Consider the following 17,209-nt stretch of genomic DNA (forward strand, 5'->3'; position numbering starts at 1 on the left):
CCTCCGATCATGACGGCACGCATACTCGGGGAGTGACCGCGTACGAGCCCTCCAGCGATCCCGGCGCCGCGTACGACGCCGTCGTCCTCGCCGGCGGCGCCGCACGCCGGCTCGGCGGTGTGGACAAACCCGGGGTGCGGGTCGGCGGGCGGGCGCTGCTCGACCGGGTGCTGACGGCCTGCGCCGGGGCTCGGAGCACCGTCGTCGTCGCCGATCCCCGGCCCACCGCGCGGGCCGTGACCTGGGCCCGCGAGGACCCGCCCGGCGGCGGACCGCTCGCCGCGCTCGACGCCGGGCTGCGGCACACCACGGCCCCGTACGTGGTCGTACTCTCCGCCGACCTGCCGTTCCTCGGCGAGCGCACCGTCGGGCGGCTGCTGGCGACGCTGTGGGACGGCTCCGCCGACGGCGCGGTCCTGACCGACCCCGACGGCCGCGACCAGCCGCTGGTGGCGGCCTACCAGGCGCAGGCGCTGCGCCGCGGGCTGGCCGCGCTCACCCAGGAGCACGGTGGCCTCACCGGCCTGCCGCTGCGCCGGCTGACCGGCGGCCTCGACCTCACCCGCGTCCCCGACCCCGTCGCGTCCTTCGACTGCGACACCTGGGACGACATCGCCACTGCCAGGGCACGCATCAGGGAGCATGGGCACGTGTTGGATGAATGGATTTCCGCAGTCAAGGACGAGCTGGGTCTCGACCTCGACGTCGACACCGGCGTCCTGCTCGACCTCGCGCGCGACGCCGCACACGGAGTGGCCAGGCCCGCGGCGCCGCTGACCACCTTCCTCGTCGGCTACGCGGCGGCGCAGGCCGGGGGAGGCCCCGAAGCCGTCGCGGAGGCCGCCCGCAAGGCCGCCGCGCTGGCGCTGCGCTGGGCCGAAGAGGCCGAGACAGATGCCGCGAAGGACGCCGAGAAGGACGCCGCCGAGCCAGGCAGCACCCCGAACGCCGCCAAGCCCGACGGCACCCCGGACGCCGGATGACCGCCCGCTCCGTCCGGACCGGCGACGACGCCGAGGACTTCGACGTCGAGGAGGTGCTGGCCCTCGTGAAGGAAGACAGCGGCCGGGAGGACCACGCCGTGCCCGCCCCGCAGAGTGCCCCGGCATCCTCGGCACACGCCCACCAGGCCACCCCTTGGGGCGAGGCCCGGATGATCGCCGAGCGTGCGGGCCGCTCGGGGGCGCGCCGCGCTCCGGTCTCCGTCACCCTCGACGCCGCCCTCGGCCTGACCCTGGCCGCTCCCCTCACCGCCCTCACCGACCTGCCCTCGTTCGACACCTCCGCGATGGACGGCTGGGCGGTCGCCGGGCCCGGACCCTGGGACGTGCGGGACGAGGGCGTGCTGGCCGGGCACGCCGAGCCCGAACCGCTCACCGACGGCGAGGCCGTCCGGATCGCCACCGGCGCCCGCATCCCCCTGGACACCACCGCCGTCATCCGCAGCGAGCACGGCCGCATGGACACCCAGGGCCGCCTGCACGCGACCCGCGAGGTGGGCCACGGCCAGGACATCCGTCCACGCGGCCAGGAATGCCGTACCGGCGACCAACTCCTCCCCGTCGGCACCCTGGTGACCCCGGCCGTGCTCGGACTCGCCGCGGCGGCCGGATACGACACCGTCACCGCGGTCCCCCGCCCCCGCGCCGAAGTTCTCGTCCTCGGCGACGAGTTGCTCACCGAGGGACTGCCGCACGACGGCCTGATCCGGGACGCGCTCGGCCCGATGCTGCCGCCCTGGCTGCGGGCGCTCGGCGCCGAGGTCATCGCGGTGCGCCGGCTCGGCGACGACGCCAAGGCCCTGCGTAAGGCCATCACCTCCTCCGACGCCGACCTCATCGTCACCACCGGCGGCACCGCCTCCGGCCCCGTCGACCACGTCCACCCCACCCTGAGCCGTATCGGCGCGGAGCTGCTGGTCAACGGCGTCAAGGTGCGCCCCGGCCACCCCATGCTGCTGGCCCGCATCAAGGACAACCAGCACCTCGTCGGCCTGCCCGGCAACCCCCTCGCCGCCGTCTCCGGCCTGCTCACGCTCGCCGAACCACTGCTGCGCACCCTCGCCGCCCGTCCGGCCCCCGAGCCGCTGGCGTTGCCGCTCCAGGACGCGGCGCACGGTCATCCGTACGACACCCGGCTCATCCCCGTGGCGCTGCGCGTCGACAGTGCCGTTCCGCTGCACTACAACGGCCCGGCGATGCTGCGGGGTATCGCGGCGGCCGACGCGCTGGCCGTCGTACCACCGGGCGGTGCCCGGCCGGGGCAGGAGGTCGAACTGCTCGACCTGCCCTGGGCGTTCGCCGGTATCGAGGTGTGTTTCACGTGAAACAACCGGGCCACGACGTGATCGCCCGCGAGGCGGGTGAACATCTGACAACCCATCGGGTGAAACTCCCCCGGAAGGTGGTGACGCACCCCTTCCGGCAGGTCGCCAAGCGGGTGGCGATGGCTCTGCTGGTCCTCGTGGTGACCGCGCTGATCGTCTATGCCGACCGCGAGGGCTACAACGACAACTCCGACGGCTCCGTCGACTTCCTCGACGCCTGGTACTACGCGACCGTCACCCTTTCGACCACCGGGTACGGCGACATCACCCCGGTCAGTGATGCTGCCCGGCTCACCAATATCTTCGTCGTCACGCCGCTGCGCGTGATGTTTCTGATCATCCTGGTCGGCACCACACTCGAGGTCCTCACCGAACGGACCCGGGACGAATGGCGCCTGGCCCGCTGGAGGTCCACCTTGCGTGATCACACTGTTGTCGTCGGATTCGGGACGAAGGGGCGCTCGGCGATCCAGACCGTGTGTGCGTCGGGGGTCAAGGCGGAGCAGGTTGTCGTGGTCGACCCCAGCTCCAAGGCGATCGACGCCGCGACGGCCGAGGGGTATGCGGGGATCGTGGGCGATGCGACGCGCAGCGATGTGCTGAAGCGGGCCGAGGTGCACAAGGCGCGGAAGGTCATCATCGCGACGCAGCGCGATGACACGGCCGTCCTGGTCACTTTGACGGCCCGGCAGCTCAACCGCGGCGCCAAGATCGTGGCCGCGGTGCGGGAAGAGGAGAACGCACCGCTGCTGAAGCAGTCCGGCGCCGACGCGGTCATCACCAGCGCCAGCGCGGCCGGCCGGCTGCTCGGCCTCTCCGTGCTCAGCCCCGCCGCCGGCATGGTGATGGAGGACCTCATCCAGCAGGGCAGCGGGCTCGACATCGTCGAACGGCCCGTCATAAAGGCCGAGGTGGGCAAGGGCCCGCGGGAGACAGAGGACCTGGTGGTGAGTGTCGTACGCGGGCATAGGGTGCTCGGATACGACGATCCGGCCGTCGGGACGCTGGAGCTGACGGACCGGCTGATCACCATCGTGCGGGCGACGCCGGGTACACAGGTCGCACCCGACGCCCGCCCGCTGCCGCAAGACTGAAGCGCCGTTCGAAACGGCTCACTTGCGGTTGTACAGCCGCATCGTGATCGGTCCGAAGACCAGCACGAACAGGCCCGCCCAGCCCAGCGACCAGGCGACCTCGTCGGCCGGCCAGTCGCCCGCCATCAGTCCGCGCACCGCCGACGAAAGGTGGGTGATGGGGCTGTTGTTGACGAAGGCCTGGAGCCAGCCCGGCATGGTGCTCGGGTCGACGAAGACGTTGGACAGGAAGGTCAGCGGGAAGATGACCATCATGCTGACGCCCATCACCGACTTCTCGGAGCGCAGCATCAGCCCGAACATCGTCCAGACCCACGAGAACGCGAACGAGAAGGCGACGAGCAGGGCGATCCCGGCGAGTACGCCGCCGACCCCGCCGTCCGGGCGGTAGCCGATGATGATGCCGACGGTGAGCATCACGATGGACGCGATGGTGTACCGCAGGGCGTCGCCGAGCAGATAGCCGACCATCACCGACGGCCGCCAGATCGGCAGCGAGCGGAAGCGGTCGAAGACGCCCTTCTCGATGTCGGTGTTCACCGAGACGCCCGTGTACATCGTGATCATCACGACCGACATCACCAGGATGCCGGGCAGCAGGAACTGGATGTACTCCTTCGGGGAGCCGGCCAGGGCGCCCCCGAACAGGTACGTGTACATCAGCACCATCATGATCGGGAACGCGGTGACGTCGAAGAGCTGCTCGGGAACGTGCTTGATCTTGAGGATCGCCCGCCAGCCGAAGGTGAGGGAGGCCGACAGGGCGCTGGGCCTCGGTGGCCGTTCGCCGGCGACGAGCAGCGCGGCCAGCGACTCGGCGCTGACGGGGGCGAGTTCCTTGGTCTCGGGGGTGGTCGCGGTGCTCATGCTGACACCTTGTCCTTCGGCTCGTGGGTGTCGTGTCCGGTGAGGGCGAGGAAGACCTCGTCCAGGCTGGGCTGGCCCAGCGAGAAGTTGTCGACGATGACGCCGCCGCGGGCCAGCTCGGCGAGTGCTCGGGCCGCCTGCTCGGCGGCGCCCTGTCCGTTGGCCGCACCGCCGCCCACGCGCGCGGTCAGCGCCACCGGATCGGGCTCCAGCTGTACGTTCGCGTCCAGAGCCAGCCGCAGCACCTGCTCGGCCTGCGGTCGCTGCGCCGCGTCCCGCAGGCGCAGATGGACGGACCCGGCGCCGACGGACGCCTTCAGCTCGCCCTTGGTGCCCTCCGCGATCACCTTGCCCTTGTCGATCACGGCGATCCGAGACGCCAGCTGGTCGGCCTCGTCCAGATACTGCGTGGTCAGCAGCACGGTCGTGCCCTGGGCGACCACCGCGCGGATGATGTCCCAGACCTGGTTGCGGCTGCGCGGGTCGAGCCCGGTCGTCGGCTCGTCGAGGAACAGCAGCTCGGGGGTGTTCAGGATGGACGCGGCGATGTCGATACGGCGCCGCATGCCGCCCGAGTAGTTCTTGACCTGCTTCCCAGCCGCGTCCGTCAGCCCGAAGGCCTCCAGAAGCTGTGCGGCACGGTCCCGGGCGGCCTTCTTGTGGTGCCCGAGAAGACGGCCGAGCAGAACCAGGTTCTCGGTGCCGGTGAGGTCCTCGTCCACGGACGCGTACTGACCGGTGAGGCTGACCCGGCCGCGCACCTCGTCGGCCTCGTGCACGACATCGTGCCCGAAGACATGGGCCTGGCCGCCGTCGGGCCGCAGGAGGGTGGCGAGCATCTTCACTGTGGTGGTTTTTCCGGCGCCGTTCGGGCCGAGGACGCCGTAGACCGTGCCGGCGGGGACGGCGAGGTCGACGCCGTCCACGGCCCTGGTCTCGCCGAACGTCTTCACCAGGCCCGCGGTCTCGATGGCCAGGCCTGAGCTCTGCTGGCTCATGGTGGTTTCCTTCCGCGTTCGTGGGCTACGCATGGGGAGACCTTTACCGTCCCTCAAACTCATCGGTGCCGCACAGAGATTTCCCGGCGGACCGGTCCAAGGACCGAAGCGGACCCGCCCAGGGACGTAGGCGGACCGGTCCAAGGACGTGGCGGCATGGGACCGGAGCCCGAGGAAGAGGGGAGTAGCGTCCTGTCCATGCATGCGATCACGATTCCCGAACCTGGTGGGCCCGAGGCGCTGGTGTGGAACGAGGTCCCCGATCCGGTGCCCGGCGAGGGCGAGGTGCTGGTCGAGGTGGCGGCCGGCGCGGTCAACCGGGCCGACATCCTGCAACGCCAGGGCTTCTACAACCCGCCGCCCGGCGCCTCCCCCTACCCCGGCCTCGAATGCTCCGGGCGGATCACCGCGGTCGGCCCCGGCGTCTCCGGCTGGGCGGTCGGCGACGAGGTGTGCGCGCTGCTCGCGGGCGGCGGCTACGCCGAGAAGGTCGCCGTCCCGGCCGGTCAGCTGCTGCCCGTACCGCAGGGCCTCGACCTGGTGCAGGCCGCCGCGCTGCCCGAAGTGACCTGCACGGTCTGGTCGAACGTCTTCATGATCGCCCACTTGCGTCCCGGCGAGACCCTCCTCGTGCACGGCGGCTCCAGCGGCATCGGCACCATGGCGATCCAGCTCGCCAAGGCCGTCGGCGCCAAGGTCGCCGTCACCGCGGGCACCGAGGAGAAGCTGCGGCGCTGCGCCGAACTGGGCGCGGACATCCTGGTCAACTACCGCGAGCAGGACTTCGTCGAGGAGGTCAAGAAGGCCACCGACGGGGCGGGTGCGGACGTCATCCTCGACAACATGGGCGCCAAGTATCTCGACCGCAACGTCCAAGCCCTCGCCGTCAACGGCCGGCTCGCGATCATCGGCATGCAGGGCGGAATCAAGGGCGAGCTGAACATCGGCGCGCTGCTGGGCAAGCGCGCCGCGATCAGCGCGACCTCGCTGCGCGCCCGCCCGCTCGGCGAGAAGGCGGCGATCGTCGCGGCCGTACGCGAACACGTCTGGCCCCTGCTCGACGGCGGCCACGTCCGTCCGGTCGTCGACCGCGAGTTCCCGATGAGCGACGCGGCCGGAGCCCACCGGGTGGTCGAGGAGAGCGGCCACGTCGGAAAGGTGCTGCTCGTCGTGCGGTAGCCCGGGTGCGCCGGGCAGGTTCAGCTCGGCCGAGCCGGCCACGTCGGGAGGGTGCTGCTCGTCGTGCGGTAGCCGGGGTGTGACGGGCAGGTTCAGCTCGGCCGAGCCGGCCACGTCGGGAGGGTGCTGCTCGTCGTGCGGTAGCCGGGGTGTGACGGGCAGGTTCAGCCCGGCCGAGCCGGCCACGTCGGGAGGGTGCTGTTCGTCGTGCCGTAGCACCGGTGCGCCGGACAGGCTCTACCCCCGCCGCAGCCGCAGCCCGAGAAACGCGAGCCCCAGCCCGAGTCCGATCAGGATCAGGCCGCTGCCGAGCGGCAGGATCCGCACTACGGGTTCGGCGGGGCTCTCGGCCTCGGCGGCCTGCTTCACCGGCTGCGGCCGTGCGGAGGGCGGCGTGGTGGATTCCGGGGGCCGCCGAGGCTGCCGGCTCGCCCGAGGCACCTCCTCCACCTCCCCCACCGGCTCCGCCACACCCTGCCGCCCCGGCCGCTCCCGCCCCTCACCGGCCCGGCTTCCGGCCCGGGACGGCTGATCGGAGGGCGCGGGCGAGGCCGAGGGCGACGCGGAGGCGCTGACCCGGATGTCGTACGACGAGACAGCCCCGTACGACAGGACGGCCCCGGACGAGACAGCCCCGAACGGCAGCAGAACCACCCCCGCCACCAGCCCCGGAAGCACCCGCCACCACGGAATCACGGAACAAGCCTCACATCGCCGCACTGTTCCGGCACTCCGGGTTCCACTGACAGGGCGAAAGCAGGCATACCGACAGCCGACGCACCGAAAGCCGAAGCCGGTGCACCGGAAAACGGTGGATCAGCTGTCACCGGGGGCACCCCAGTGATGAGGTGTACGGGTGCGAGAGAATGGCGGCATGGAGATGCCGAGGAACGAAAGGTCGCCGGAGAACCCGCAGATCCTGGTCGTGGGCCAGGATGGCATGGCGCTCGGTGGCGGCAACGGAGACGAGGACTCCCGCGAGATCCCGGTGACCGAGCAGGTCGAGCAGCCGGCGAAGGTCATGCGGATCGGCAGCATGATCAAGCAGCTGCTCGAAGAAGTTCGCGCGGCTCCTCTGGACGAGGCGAGCCGGGTTCGGTTGAAGGAGATCCACGCCAGCTCGGTGAAGGAACTGGAGGACGGACTGGCCCCGGAGCTCGTCGAGGAGCTGGAGCGGCTCTCTCTGCCCTTCACGGACGACGGGACTCCGTCCGACGCGGAACTGCGTATCGCGCAGGCTCAGTTGGTCGGCTGGCTGGAGGGCCTCTTCCACGGCATCCAGACCACGCTCTTCGCCCAGCAGATGGCCGCACGCGCCCAGCTCGAGCAGATGCGCCGCGCCCTCCCGCCGGGCGTCGGCGGCCACGAGGACGGCGAGCAGCACCCGGGCGGCCGCTCGGGTGGGCCGTACCTGTAACCCACCCGCCCACGATCAGCGAAGGGCCCGGCAGCCTGTGCTGCCGGGCCCTTGCTTGTCGTTCAGGGAGATGCGGAACGGCCGCGCAGACGTCAGAAGAGGGGGTTGAACTTCCCGCCGGAGTAGCAGTTGGTGGTGAGCCCGGCCTTGTTCACCTCGGTGCTGCCGTCGTAGAGCTGAACCTCGACGCCGGCGTGCTTGATGCCGCGGCTGTCCTCCGCGGAGGTGTTCCACGTCTCGGAGGCGCCGCTCCCGCCGGTGACGTGGTGCCAGGACCAGTGCTTGACGGTGCTGCCCGTGTACGTCACCAGGCGGACGGCGGGGTGGTACCCGTCGGCCTTGGTGTCCTTCACGGTGATCTTGAGCGGGTTGATCTTGGTCTTGCTGACCCAGGTCCAGCTGGCGGACCCGGTTCCCCCCGTGACCGAGCAGGAGGCGCTTGCGCCTGCGGCCGCGGCCGGACCTGCCGCGAACGGGATGAGAACGGCCGCCAGTGCACCTGCGGTGAGGAGCCCTGCCTTGCGTGTGCGCATGAATTCTCCAAGATCGTCTTTATTGGCATGGGCACACTAAGCGGCGTGGTCCGTGAGGCGCAAGCAAGTTCGATTCGAATGCTGTGGACACGGGCTCCCGGACGTCGCCTACGTCACTCCGGGTTGCCCGTCGAGACCTCGAACGTGAACGTCGGCGGGTTCTCCGGATCGAAGTCCGTACGTGTCTCGGGCGTCTGCCGCATGATCGTGCCCTCGCCGTACGTGTTCTCGTTGATGTCGACCTTCTTGTACTTCCACTCCGCCGCGTCGAGGCACTCGACGACCGACGGCCAGTACTTGAACGTCAGGTCCGGCATCTGCACCTGATCGGGGTCGCGGTACGACTCCCGCGGCTCGGTGCACTCGGTGGTCTCGACGGTCTTGGAGCTGTCGCCTTCGCGGTACCCGGCGGCCTTCGTCACCGACTCCGAGGCCGTCGCGCCGCCGCTGCCGCCCGCGTCGTCGTTGCTGTTGCCGTTCAGCGTCAGGGCCACGATCAGGCCGACCACCGCGGCGATGGACACGACGACCGAGCCGATGATGACCGGCCGGTTGTTCCTGCCGCCGCCCGAAGTGGTCTGCGGCTGGGGCGACATGGTGTACGGCGGCGGGGTCGAGTGGCCCGGCTGCGGGGAGAACGCCGCCGGCTGCGGTGTCTGGTAGCCGGGCTGCTGCGGGTAGCCGTACGCCGGCGAAGGCATCGACGGCGGCGGGGTGCTGTACGGGTTCGGCGTCTGGGGCTGCTGGTACGGCGTCTGGACGGGGGCCGACGGCGGGGGCGCCTGGCCGACCGGCGGGAACACCGAGGCGCCGACGCCCTGGCCGCTCTGCGTCTGCGTGCCCGGCACGATGCTCGGCGGGGCCGCCTGGAAGGACGCGGCCACCCGCAGGCACTCGTCGCGCATGGACTCGGCGCTGGGGAAGCGCTCGTTCGGGTTCTTCTTCAGCGCGCGGGCGACCAGCGCGTCCACGGCCGGAGGCAGGGCACGGTTGATCGAGGAGGGCGCCACCGGCTCCTCCTGCACATGCGCGTACGCGATGGCCAGCGGCGAGTCCGCGTCGAACGGCAGCCGCCCGGTGACCAGTTGGAACAGCATGATGCCGACCGAGTACAGGTCGGAGCGGGCGTCCACGGACCGGCCCAGCGCCTGTTCCGGCGAGAGGTACTGAGGGGTGCCGACGACCATGCCGGTCTGTGTCATCGACGTCACACCGGACTGCATGGCGCGCGCGATGCCGAAGTCCATGACCTTGACGACGCCGCGCTTGTTCATCATCACGTTGCCCGGCTTGATGTCGCGGTGGACCAGCCCCATCTCATGGCTGATCTCCAGCGCCGCCAGCACATCCGCGGTGATCTTCAGAGCCTTGTCGGCGGGCACCGCGCCGAACTGCCGTACGTCCTCGTCGAACACCGAGCTGAGCGGGCGGCCCTCGATGTACTCCATGACGATGTACGGCGTCGTCATGCCGTCGACATCGTCCTCGCCGGTGTCGAAGACCGAGACGATGTTGGTGTGCGTGAGCTTCGCCACGGCCTGGGCCTCGCGGCGGAAGCGCTCCCGGAACGCCTGCTCGCGGCCCAGCTCGGTGTGCAGCGTCTTGACCGCGACCTGCCGGTCGAGCACGGAGTCGTACGCGAGGTGCACCGAGGCCATGCCGCCCGTGCCGAGCAAGTCGCGCAGCTGATAGCGGCCACCGGCCAGCGCCCGCCCCGCGTACCGGCCCTGTGCGCCGTCCTGGCTCATGTTCTGCGTCCCCCATCGGCGCCGGCGGCCGGAAGTCGGTGATCCAATGTCCTATTCCCGGCCCAAGTCTGCCCCGCGGCACTGACAGGTCAAGCGCGGTGCCCGTTCCGTGACCGTACGCGAAAGAAGCGTCGCGGAAGCGTTACAGCGGCCGTACTGCCGGTACACGGAATTTGCACGACACCGTGGAGTACGGGTTTGATGGCCGGTCCGTCTCGTTCCGGTCCGGGCGCCCGTACCGGACCGGAGGCTTGCGCGGAGGCTGTAGCGTGGCCGACGGAGACCGTAACAACACCGCGCGCACCGCGGGCAGAAACGACGGCGAGGACTGATGGCACAGCAGCAGCGCGCTCAGGGCCCGTCCGACCCCGAGGCGACTGGCGGCGGTATGTCAGATGCGCCGGAGATGTGGGGTAATGGCGGGCTGGTCGGCGATGGCCGGTATCGGCTCACCCACAGACTCGGCCGGGGCGGTATGGCCGAGGTGTTCGCGGCCGAGGACGTGCGCCTGGGCCGCACGGTGGCGGTGAAGCTGCTCCGCTCCGATCTCGCCGAGGACCCGGTCTCCAAGGCCCGCTTCACACGCGAGGCCCAGTCGGTGGCCGGGCTCAACCACCACGCGATCGTCGCCGTGTACGACTCCGGCGAGGACTTCGTGGGCGGCCAGTCGGTGCCGTACATCGTGATGGAGATCGTCGAGGGCCGCACCATCCGCGACCTCCTCATCAACGCCGAGGCGCCCGGGCCCGAGCAGGCCCTGATCATCGTCTCCGGCGTCCTGGAGGCGCTCGCCTACTCGCACCAGCACGGCATCGTCCACCGCGACATCAAGCCCGCGAACGTCATCATCACGCACAACGGCGCCGTGAAGGTGATGGACTTCGGCATCGCCCGCGCGCTGCACGGCGCGTCCACCACGATGACGCAGACCGGCATGGTCATGGGCACGCCGCAGTACCTCTCCCCGGAACAGGCGCTCGGCAAGGCCGTCGACCACCGCTCCGACCTGTACGCGGTGGGCTGCCTGCTCTACGAACTCCTCGCGCTGCGGCCCCCGTTCACCGGCGAGACCCCGCTGTCGGTGGTCTACCAGCACGTCCAGGACATCCCGACGCCGCCGTCCGAGGCCTCCGACGCCTGCCCGCCGGAGCTCGACGGTCTTGTCATGCGCTCGCTGGCCAAGGAGCCGGACGACCGGTTCCAGACGGCCGAGGAGATGCGCGGGCTCGTCCAGTACGGCCTGCAGATGCTGTACGACCAGGGCGGCCACACCGGCACCTGGAACACCGGCCCGGTCAGCGCGCACGACGGCCGGCAGACCCCGGCCGCGGGTTTCGCCGGCACGACCGTGATGCAGCACCACAGCGACGGCTCCAGCACCTCGCAGATCCCGCAGCAGATCCTGCCGTCCGGCTACGGCGGCGGGGACGACGGCGGCTTCGAGGGGCACGGCAACCGGGGCAGCGGTCGCGGCAAGCTGTGGATCCTCGCCGTCCTCGCGGTGGTCGCCATCGCCGCGGGCGTCGCGCTGGCGCTCAACGGTGGTGACGGGAACGGTGGCGGCGGTGGTGGTGGCAAAGTGTCGCCGACCACCTCGCAGACGACCGAGGACGAGAAGGCCAGCGAGACGCCGAGCGACGAGGCGAGCCACGAGCCGACCGACACGGAGACGGACAGCGACTCGGACACGAGCGGCGGTTCGAACTACACGCCGTCGTCCGAGCCTTCCTACACGCCGTCGGAGACGGCTTCTTCGGAGCCGTCCTACACCCCGTCCAACGAACCGACCTCGTCCGGGGAGCCGACGCCGTCCTTCACGCCGTCCGACGAGCCGACCCCGTCGGGGGAGCCGACGGGCACCGGCGCTGGTGGCACCGAGGGCGGCGGGTCCGAGGGCTGACGCGGGGGCGCGCACGTCAGCCGCTGAACGCCTCGCACACCGCGTCGTACTCCCGTGTCCACCACACGGCGAGGGCCGAGGCGGCCGGGAACTGGGGGTCCGCGCGCGTGTCGCCCCGCTCGTAGTGCCAGCGCAGCATCCAGAAGTCGTTGAGACGCTCCCACCACACGCGGTGCACGGCCGCAGCGAGCTGGGAGGGCGTGGCGCCGGCCGTGCGCCGGTACGCGCGCGCGTACGCGCGCACCTTGGGCAGGTCGAGGGTGCCGACGGGACGGACGAAGAAGATCGCGGCGGCTCGTACGGCCTCCTCCGCGCGGGGCTGTATGCCGAGCCGGTCCCAGTCGACGATCGCGGCGGGCGCGTCCCCCTGGTAGAGCAGGTTGAACGGGTGGAAGTCGCCGTGCACCCAGCCGACGGAACCTCCGCGCGGCGGGCGCCGGTCCGCGTGCCGCTCCAGGAGCACGCGCCGCTCCCGCAGTCGGTGCCGGGCCAGTTCGTCGAAGGAGTCGGCGGGGCGGTGGCGGCGTACGCGGGCGAGCAGGTCGTCGATGAGGGCGAAGGTGGCGGTGGGGTCGGCGCTGGGGGGAGGCTCCGTACGTCCCCGCCTCTGCGCCGGCATCACGCGCTCCAGGCTGGCGTGCACCACCCCTAACAGCGCCCCCAGCCGTCCGCACTGCTCCGCGCTGAGCTGGCCGCCGTGCCGGTGCCGTCCCTCGACCCACGGGTGCAGGGCGTACGCGTGGCCGCCGACCACCGCCACCGTGCGCCCGTCGCGCGCGGCCACGGGCGGTGCCACCGGGACGCCGAGGTCGGCGAGGCGCTGGGTGGCGCGGTGCCGGCGTTCGATCGCGGTCGGGTCGGCGGTCTCGGGGTCGAAATGGTGCTTGAGGAAGTACCGGCCGCGAGTCGTGCGCAGCCGGTAGCCGCGGTTGAGGAGCCCTTCATCGACGGGTTCGCAGGCGACGGCGGAACCGGCGGCGTACTGGCGGAGCAGGGTGCCCAGCGGGGGCGCGTGGGGCACGAGGGGTGGTACACAGGGGCGCGACACGCGCCAGATGCTAGGGCACCGGCCGAGCCCATGAGCTGGGCGTTGTCACAGTCCGTCGTCCGCGGTCGCTTTCGGTCACAAGAGGTCCTTGAGGAGTTCGCGGACTCCCCGCCGGACGACTTCATGGTCGGCGAGGAGAAAAACACGGATTTTTCCCTCTTCGCTCACGGGGTAAGTCAAATACACAAACCCTTCCGGTGACCTGGGTCGGCGGGATAACGTGCCGTTGCTCCGGCCTCCTGCAAGGCTGTGACCAGTACCCCTTCGGGCTCTTCCCGATTTACTTGGAAATCCAAGCAAAATCGCAGGTCAAAGGGGGTTTCACAGAAATGTGGAGCACTGGGTAACGTGATGGTTGCAGGGCGCTCGCCGGGGCACCTGTCACGCCTGTTCCGGCCGAGTGGCACCCACCCCGTGCACGGGTGTCGGACCAGGTGAGCCGCACTGGTTTCACCGGCAACCCCGGGGGACCGGACCGACGGAGGAGCACACGTGACCGTGGAGAGCACTGCCGCGCGCAAGCCGCGACGCAGCGCCGGGACGAAGAAGTCCCCGAGCACCAAGCCCGAGCTGGTTCAGCTGCTGACCCCCGAGGGCAAGCGCGTCAAGAACGCCGAGTACGACCCGTACGTCGCCGACGTCACTCCCGAAGAGCTGCGCGGCCTGTACCGCGACATGGTGCTCACCCGCCGCTTCGACGCCGAGGCCACTTCCCTGCAGCGCCAGGGCGAGCTGGGCCTGTGGGCCTCGCTGCTCGGCCAGGAGGCCGCCCAGATCGGCTCCGGCCGGGCCACCCGCGAGGACGACTACGTCTTCCCGACCTACCGCGAACACGGCGTCGCCTGGTGCCGCGGCGTCGACCCGGCCAACCTGCTCGGCATGTTCCGCGGCGTGAACAACGGCGGCTGGGACCCCAACAGCAACAACTTCCAGCTCTACACGATCGTCATCGGCTCGCAGACGCTGCACGCGACCGGCTACGCGATGGGCGTGGCCAAGGACGGCGCGGACAGCGCGGTCATCGCCTACTTCGGCGACGGCGCCAGCAGCCAGGGCGACGTGGCCGAGTCCTTCACCTTCTCCGCGGTCTACAACGCCCCGGTGGTCTTCTTCTGCCAGAACAACCAGTGGGCGATCTCCGAGCCGACCGAGAAGCAGACCCGCGTGCCGCTCTACCAGCGCGCACAGGGCTACGGCTTCCCGGGCGTCCGCGTCGACGGCAACGACGTACTGGCCTGCCTGGCCGTGACGAAGTGGGCGCTGGAGCGGGCCCGCAGCGGTGAGGGCCCGACGCTCGTCGAGGCGTACACGTACCGCATGGGCGCGCACACCACCTCCGACGACCCGACCCGCTACCGGGGCGACGACGAGCGGCTGGCCTGGGAGGCGAAGGACCCGATCGCCCGCCTCCGCGCGTATCTCGAGGCCTCAAACCACGCGGACGAGGGATTCTTCGCGGAACTTGAAGCGGAGAGCGAAGCGTTGGGCAGGCGAGTGCGTGAGGCGGTCCGTGCCATGCCGGACCCGGACCACTTCGCCATCTTCGAGAACGTGTACGCGGACGGGCATGCGCTCGTCGACGAGGAGCGAGCCCAGTTCGCCGCCTACCAGGCGTCGTTCGCTGACGGAGAGGGGGCCTGATCATGGCAGCGGAAAAGATGGCTTTGGCCAAGGCGATCAACGAGTCGCTGCGGCGCGCTCTGGACTCCGACCCCAAGGTCCTGATCATGGGCGAGGACGTCGGCAAGCTCGGCGGCGTCTTCCGGGTGACGGACGGCCTGCAGAAGGACTTCGGCGAGAGCCGGGTCATCGACACCCCGCTCGCCGAGTCCGGCATCGTCGGCACGGCGATCGGCCTGGCCCTGCGCGGCTACCGTCCGGTCGTGGAGATCCAGTTCGACGGCTTCGTCTTCCCGGCGTACGACCAGATCGTCACCCAGCTCGCCAAGATGCACGCGCGCGCGTTGGGCAAGGTCAAGCTCCCGGTCGTCATCCGCATCCCGTACGGCGGCGGGATCGGTGCGGTGGAACACCACTCGGAGTCCCCGGAAGCCCTGTTCGCGCATGTGGCGGGCCTGAAGATCGTCAGCCCGTCGAACGCCTCGGACGCGTTCTGGATGATGCAGCAGGCCATCCAGAGCGACGACCCGGTGATCTTCTTCGAGCCGAAGCGGCGCTACTGGGACAAGGGCGAGGTCAACCCGGAAGCGATCCCCGGCCCGCTGCACAAGGCGCGCGTGGTGCGCGAGGGCACGGACCTGACGCTTGTCGCGTACGGCCCGATGGTGAAGCTCTGCCAGGAGGTCGCCGACGCGGCGGCCGAGGAGGGCAAGAACCTCGAGGTCCTCGACCTGCGCTCGGTGTCTCCGCTCGACTTCGACTCCATCCAGGCGTCGGTCGAGAAGACCCGCCGCCTGGTCGTCGTCCACGAGGCGCCGGTGTTCTTCGGCTCGGGCGCCGAGATCGCCGCCCGGATCACGGAGCGCTGCTTCTACCACCTGGAAGCCCCGGTGCTCAGGGTCGGCGGCTACCACGCCCCGTATCCGCCGGCCCGCCTGGAGGACGAGTACCTGCCGGGCCTGGACCGGGTGCTCGACGCTGTCGACCGCGCCCTGGCGTACTGAGGAGAGGGTCGTGACGACGATGACTGAAGCGTCCGTACGCGAGTTCAAAATGCCCGACGTGGGCGAGGGGCTCACCGAGGCCGAGATCCTCAAGTGGTACGTGCGGCCCGGCGACACGGTGACGGACGGCCAGGTGGTCTGCGAGGTCGAGACGGCCAAGGCCGCGGTCGAGCTCCCCATTCCGTACGACGGCGTGGTCCGCGCACTCCACTTCCCCGAGGGCACGACGGTGGACGTGGGCACGTCGATCATCGCGGTGGACCTGGCGGGCGGGGCAGCACCGTCGCAGGCGGCGCCGGTCGCGCCGGCACCCGCGGAGGAACCCAAGCCGGAGGGCTCGGGCCGCACGCCGGTGCTGGTGGGCTACGGAGTCGCCACATCCTCGACCAAGCGCCGCCCCCGCAAGGGCCCGGAGGTCCCGGTCCAGGCGGCGTCGGCGGCGATCCAGACAGAGCTGAACGGACATGGGCCGGCCGCCCCGCCGCCCGCGGCTCCCGCCGCTGCGGCTCCTTCCTCTGTGGCCCCTTCCCCTGTGGCTCCTCAGGACCGCCCGCTGGCGAAGCCGCCGGTGCGCAAGCTGGCGAAGGACCTGGGCGTGGACCTGGCCACGGTCACCCCCTCCGGCCCGGACGGCGTCATCACGCGCGAGGACGTCCACGCCGCGGTGGCCCAGCCGAAGGCGCCCGAACCGGTGACGCCGGTGTCGGCGCCGGCAGCAGCCCCGACCCCGATGCCGACGTACGACACGTCCCGCGAGACCCGCATCCCCATCAAGGGCGTCCGTAAGGCGACGGCGGCGGCCATGGTCACCTCGGCGTTCACTGCCCCGCATGTCACGGAGTTCGTCACGGTCGACGTGACCCGCACGATCAAGCTGGTCGAGGAGCTCAAGCAGGACAAGGAGATGGAGGGCCTGCGGGTCAACCCGCTCCTCCTGATCGCCAAGGCCCTGCTGGTCGCGATCAAGCGCCACCCGGAGGTGAACGCGTCCTGGGACGAGGCGGCCCAGGAGATCGTCCAGAAGCACTACGTCAACCTGGGCATCGCCGCGGCCACCCCCCGCGGCCTGATCGTCCCGAACATCAAGGACGCGCAGGACAAGACGCTTCCCCAACTGGCGGAGGCGCTGGGCGAGTTGGTGTCTACAGCGAGGGAAGGCAAGACCTCCCCCGCCGCGATGCAGGGCGGCACGGTGACCATCACCAACGTCGGCGTCTTCGGCGTCGACACCGGCACGCCGATCCTCAACCCCGGCGAGTCCGCGATCCTCGCCGTCGGCGCGATCAAACTCCAGCCCTGGGTCCACAAGGGCAAGGTCAAGCCACGCCAGGTGACGACGCTGGCGCTGTCCTTCGATCACCGGCTGGTGGACGGGGAGTTGGGCTCGAAGGTGCTCGCGGATGTGGCGGCGATTCTGGAGCAGCCGAAGAGGTTGATCACCTGGGCGTGAGTCGACTGGGCGTGCCCTCGGTGGC

General features: G+C 70.7%; 15 protein-coding genes and 1 pseudogene. 9 read left to right on the forward strand and 7 right to left on the reverse strand.

The window, feature by feature from the left end; translation table 11 throughout:
- Positions 1-32: 32 nt before the first annotated feature.
- Genes ACTWQO_RS30125 through ACTWQO_RS30135 form a run of 3 tightly spaced genes read left to right on the forward strand, consistent with a single transcriptional unit; the run spans position 33 to position 3,420 of the window.
- Positions 33-983, forward strand: a complete 951-nt coding sequence (locus ACTWQO_RS30125; protein ID WP_443240516.1) for an NTP transferase domain-containing protein — start codon at positions 33-35, stop codon at positions 981-983.
- Complete coding sequence (locus tag ACTWQO_RS30130) at positions 980-2,326, forward strand: molybdopterin molybdotransferase MoeA (protein WP_443240517.1); 1,347 nt, start codon at positions 980-982, stop codon at positions 2,324-2,326. The genes ACTWQO_RS30125 and ACTWQO_RS30130 overlap by 4 nt, the downstream gene beginning before the upstream one ends.
- On the forward strand, positions 2,323-3,420 hold the full coding sequence (locus ACTWQO_RS30135; protein ID WP_443240518.1) for a potassium channel family protein: 1,098 nt from the start codon (positions 2,323-2,325) through the stop codon (positions 3,418-3,420). Before ACTWQO_RS30130 ends, ACTWQO_RS30135 begins: the two co-directional genes overlap by 4 nt.
- 18 nt (positions 3,421-3,438) lie before the next feature.
- On the opposite strand, the gene ACTWQO_RS30140 is transcribed toward ACTWQO_RS30135, so the two are convergent.
- Positions 3,439-4,287: an ABC transporter permease gene (locus ACTWQO_RS30140; protein WP_443240519.1), complete on the reverse strand. Its 849-nt coding sequence runs from the start codon at positions 4,285-4,287 to the stop codon at positions 3,439-3,441.
- Complete coding sequence (locus ACTWQO_RS30145) at positions 4,284-5,285, reverse strand: ATP-binding cassette domain-containing protein (RefSeq protein WP_443240520.1); 1,002 nt, start codon at positions 5,283-5,285, stop codon at positions 4,284-4,286. The genes ACTWQO_RS30140 and ACTWQO_RS30145 overlap by 4 nt, the downstream gene beginning before the upstream one ends.
- 198 nt (positions 5,286-5,483) lie before the next feature.
- On the opposite strand from ACTWQO_RS30145, the gene ACTWQO_RS30150 reads away from it, so the two are divergent.
- Positions 5,484-6,464 (forward strand): NAD(P)H-quinone oxidoreductase, encoded by a 981-nt coding sequence (locus ACTWQO_RS30150; RefSeq protein ID WP_443240521.1) that lies wholly within the window; start codon positions 5,484-5,486, stop codon positions 6,462-6,464.
- A 237-nt stretch (positions 6,465-6,701) separates the two neighbouring features.
- On the opposite strand, the gene ACTWQO_RS30155 is transcribed toward ACTWQO_RS30150, so the two are convergent.
- A complete protein-coding gene (locus tag ACTWQO_RS30155; protein ID WP_443240522.1) occupies positions 6,702-7,160 on the reverse strand; it encodes a hypothetical protein in 459 nt (152 codons plus the stop codon).
- A 178-nt stretch (positions 7,161-7,338) separates the two neighbouring features.
- Between ACTWQO_RS30155 and ACTWQO_RS30160 the strand changes: the two genes are divergently transcribed.
- Positions 7,339-7,881 carry a bacterial proteasome activator family protein gene (locus tag ACTWQO_RS30160; RefSeq protein ID WP_301982476.1) on the forward strand — a complete coding sequence of 181 codons (543 nt, stop codon included), beginning with the start codon at positions 7,339-7,341 and terminating at the stop codon, positions 7,879-7,881.
- Positions 7,882-7,973: 92 nt separating this feature from the next.
- Here the strand turns inward: ACTWQO_RS30160 and ACTWQO_RS30165 are convergent, their stop codons facing one another.
- Together ACTWQO_RS30165 and ACTWQO_RS30170 are read right to left on the reverse strand one after the other, a co-directional pair.
- Complete coding sequence (locus tag ACTWQO_RS30165; protein WP_443240523.1) at positions 7,974-8,414, reverse strand: hypothetical protein; 441 nt, start codon at positions 8,412-8,414, stop codon at positions 7,974-7,976.
- Positions 8,415-8,527: 113 nt separating this feature from the next.
- Positions 8,528-10,162: a protein kinase domain-containing protein gene (locus ACTWQO_RS30170; RefSeq protein ID WP_443240524.1), complete on the reverse strand. Its 1,635-nt coding sequence runs from the start codon at positions 10,160-10,162 to the stop codon at positions 8,528-8,530.
- A gap of 331 nt (positions 10,163-10,493) precedes the next feature.
- On the opposite strand from ACTWQO_RS30170, the gene ACTWQO_RS30175 reads away from it, so the two are divergent.
- Complete coding sequence (locus ACTWQO_RS30175; protein WP_443240525.1) at positions 10,494-12,062, forward strand: protein kinase domain-containing protein; 1,569 nt, start codon at positions 10,494-10,496, stop codon at positions 12,060-12,062.
- Between the two features lie 16 nt (positions 12,063-12,078).
- Here the strand turns inward: ACTWQO_RS30175 and ACTWQO_RS30180 are convergent, their stop codons facing one another.
- Positions 12,079-13,083, reverse strand: a complete 1,005-nt coding sequence (locus ACTWQO_RS30180) for a phosphotransferase (RefSeq protein WP_443240564.1) — start codon at positions 13,081-13,083, stop codon at positions 12,079-12,081.
- 117 nt (positions 13,084-13,200) lie between these two features.
- A pseudogene (locus ACTWQO_RS30185) lies at positions 13,201-13,278 on the reverse strand (DNA-binding response regulator); the annotation flags it as partial.
- Positions 13,279-13,602: 324 nt separating this feature from the next.
- Here ACTWQO_RS30185 and pdhA point away from each other — a divergent pair.
- The 3 genes from pdhA to ACTWQO_RS30200 are packed head-to-tail and all read left to right on the forward strand — an operon-like array spanning position 13,603 to position 17,184.
- Positions 13,603-14,751, forward strand: a complete 1,149-nt coding sequence (pdhA, locus tag ACTWQO_RS30190; RefSeq protein WP_443240526.1) for a pyruvate dehydrogenase (acetyl-transferring) E1 component subunit alpha — start codon at positions 13,603-13,605, stop codon at positions 14,749-14,751.
- Positions 14,752-14,753: 2 nt separating this feature from the next.
- The gene (locus tag ACTWQO_RS30195) at positions 14,754-15,734 is read left to right on the forward strand and encodes an alpha-ketoacid dehydrogenase subunit beta (RefSeq protein WP_443240527.1); all 981 of its coding nucleotides are present in this window, start codon (positions 14,754-14,756) and stop codon (positions 15,732-15,734) included.
- 10 nt (positions 15,735-15,744) lie between these two features.
- Complete coding sequence (locus tag ACTWQO_RS30200; RefSeq protein WP_443240528.1) at positions 15,745-17,184, forward strand: dihydrolipoamide acetyltransferase family protein; 1,440 nt, start codon at positions 15,745-15,747, stop codon at positions 17,182-17,184.
- Positions 17,185-17,209 lie beyond the last annotated feature (25 nt).

Source organism: Streptomyces sp. 4N124 (assembly GCF_052245395.1).
Taxonomy (GTDB): Bacteria; Actinomycetota; Actinomycetes; order Streptomycetales; family Streptomycetaceae; genus Streptomyces.

Excerpts from the sequence above, each read along its gene's own strand:
- ACTWQO_RS30130 (WP_443240517.1), top strand. The coding sequence starts at position 980 with ATGACCGCCCGCTCCGTCCGGACCGGCGACGACGCCGAGGACTTCGAC.
- ACTWQO_RS30140 (WP_443240519.1), bottom strand. The coding sequence starts at position 4,287 with ATGAGCACCGCGACCACCCCCGAGACCAAGGAACTCGCCCCCGTCAGC.
- ACTWQO_RS30145 (WP_443240520.1), bottom strand. The coding sequence starts at position 5,285 with ATGAGCCAGCAGAGCTCAGGCCTGGCCATCGAGACCGCGGGCCTGGTG.
- ACTWQO_RS30150 (WP_443240521.1), top strand. The coding sequence starts at position 5,484 with ATGCATGCGATCACGATTCCCGAACCTGGTGGGCCCGAGGCGCTGGTG.
- ACTWQO_RS30160 (WP_301982476.1), top strand. The coding sequence starts at position 7,339 with ATGGAGATGCCGAGGAACGAAAGGTCGCCGGAGAACCCGCAGATCCTG.
- ACTWQO_RS30165 (WP_443240523.1), bottom strand. The coding sequence starts at position 8,414 with ATGCGCACACGCAAGGCAGGGCTCCTCACCGCAGGTGCACTGGCGGCC.
- ACTWQO_RS30170 (WP_443240524.1), bottom strand. The coding sequence starts at position 10,162 with ATGAGCCAGGACGGCGCACAGGGCCGGTACGCGGGGCGGGCGCTGGCC.
- ACTWQO_RS30175 (WP_443240525.1), top strand. The coding sequence starts at position 10,494 with ATGGCACAGCAGCAGCGCGCTCAGGGCCCGTCCGACCCCGAGGCGACT.
- ACTWQO_RS30195 (WP_443240527.1), top strand. The coding sequence starts at position 14,754 with ATGGCAGCGGAAAAGATGGCTTTGGCCAAGGCGATCAACGAGTCGCTG.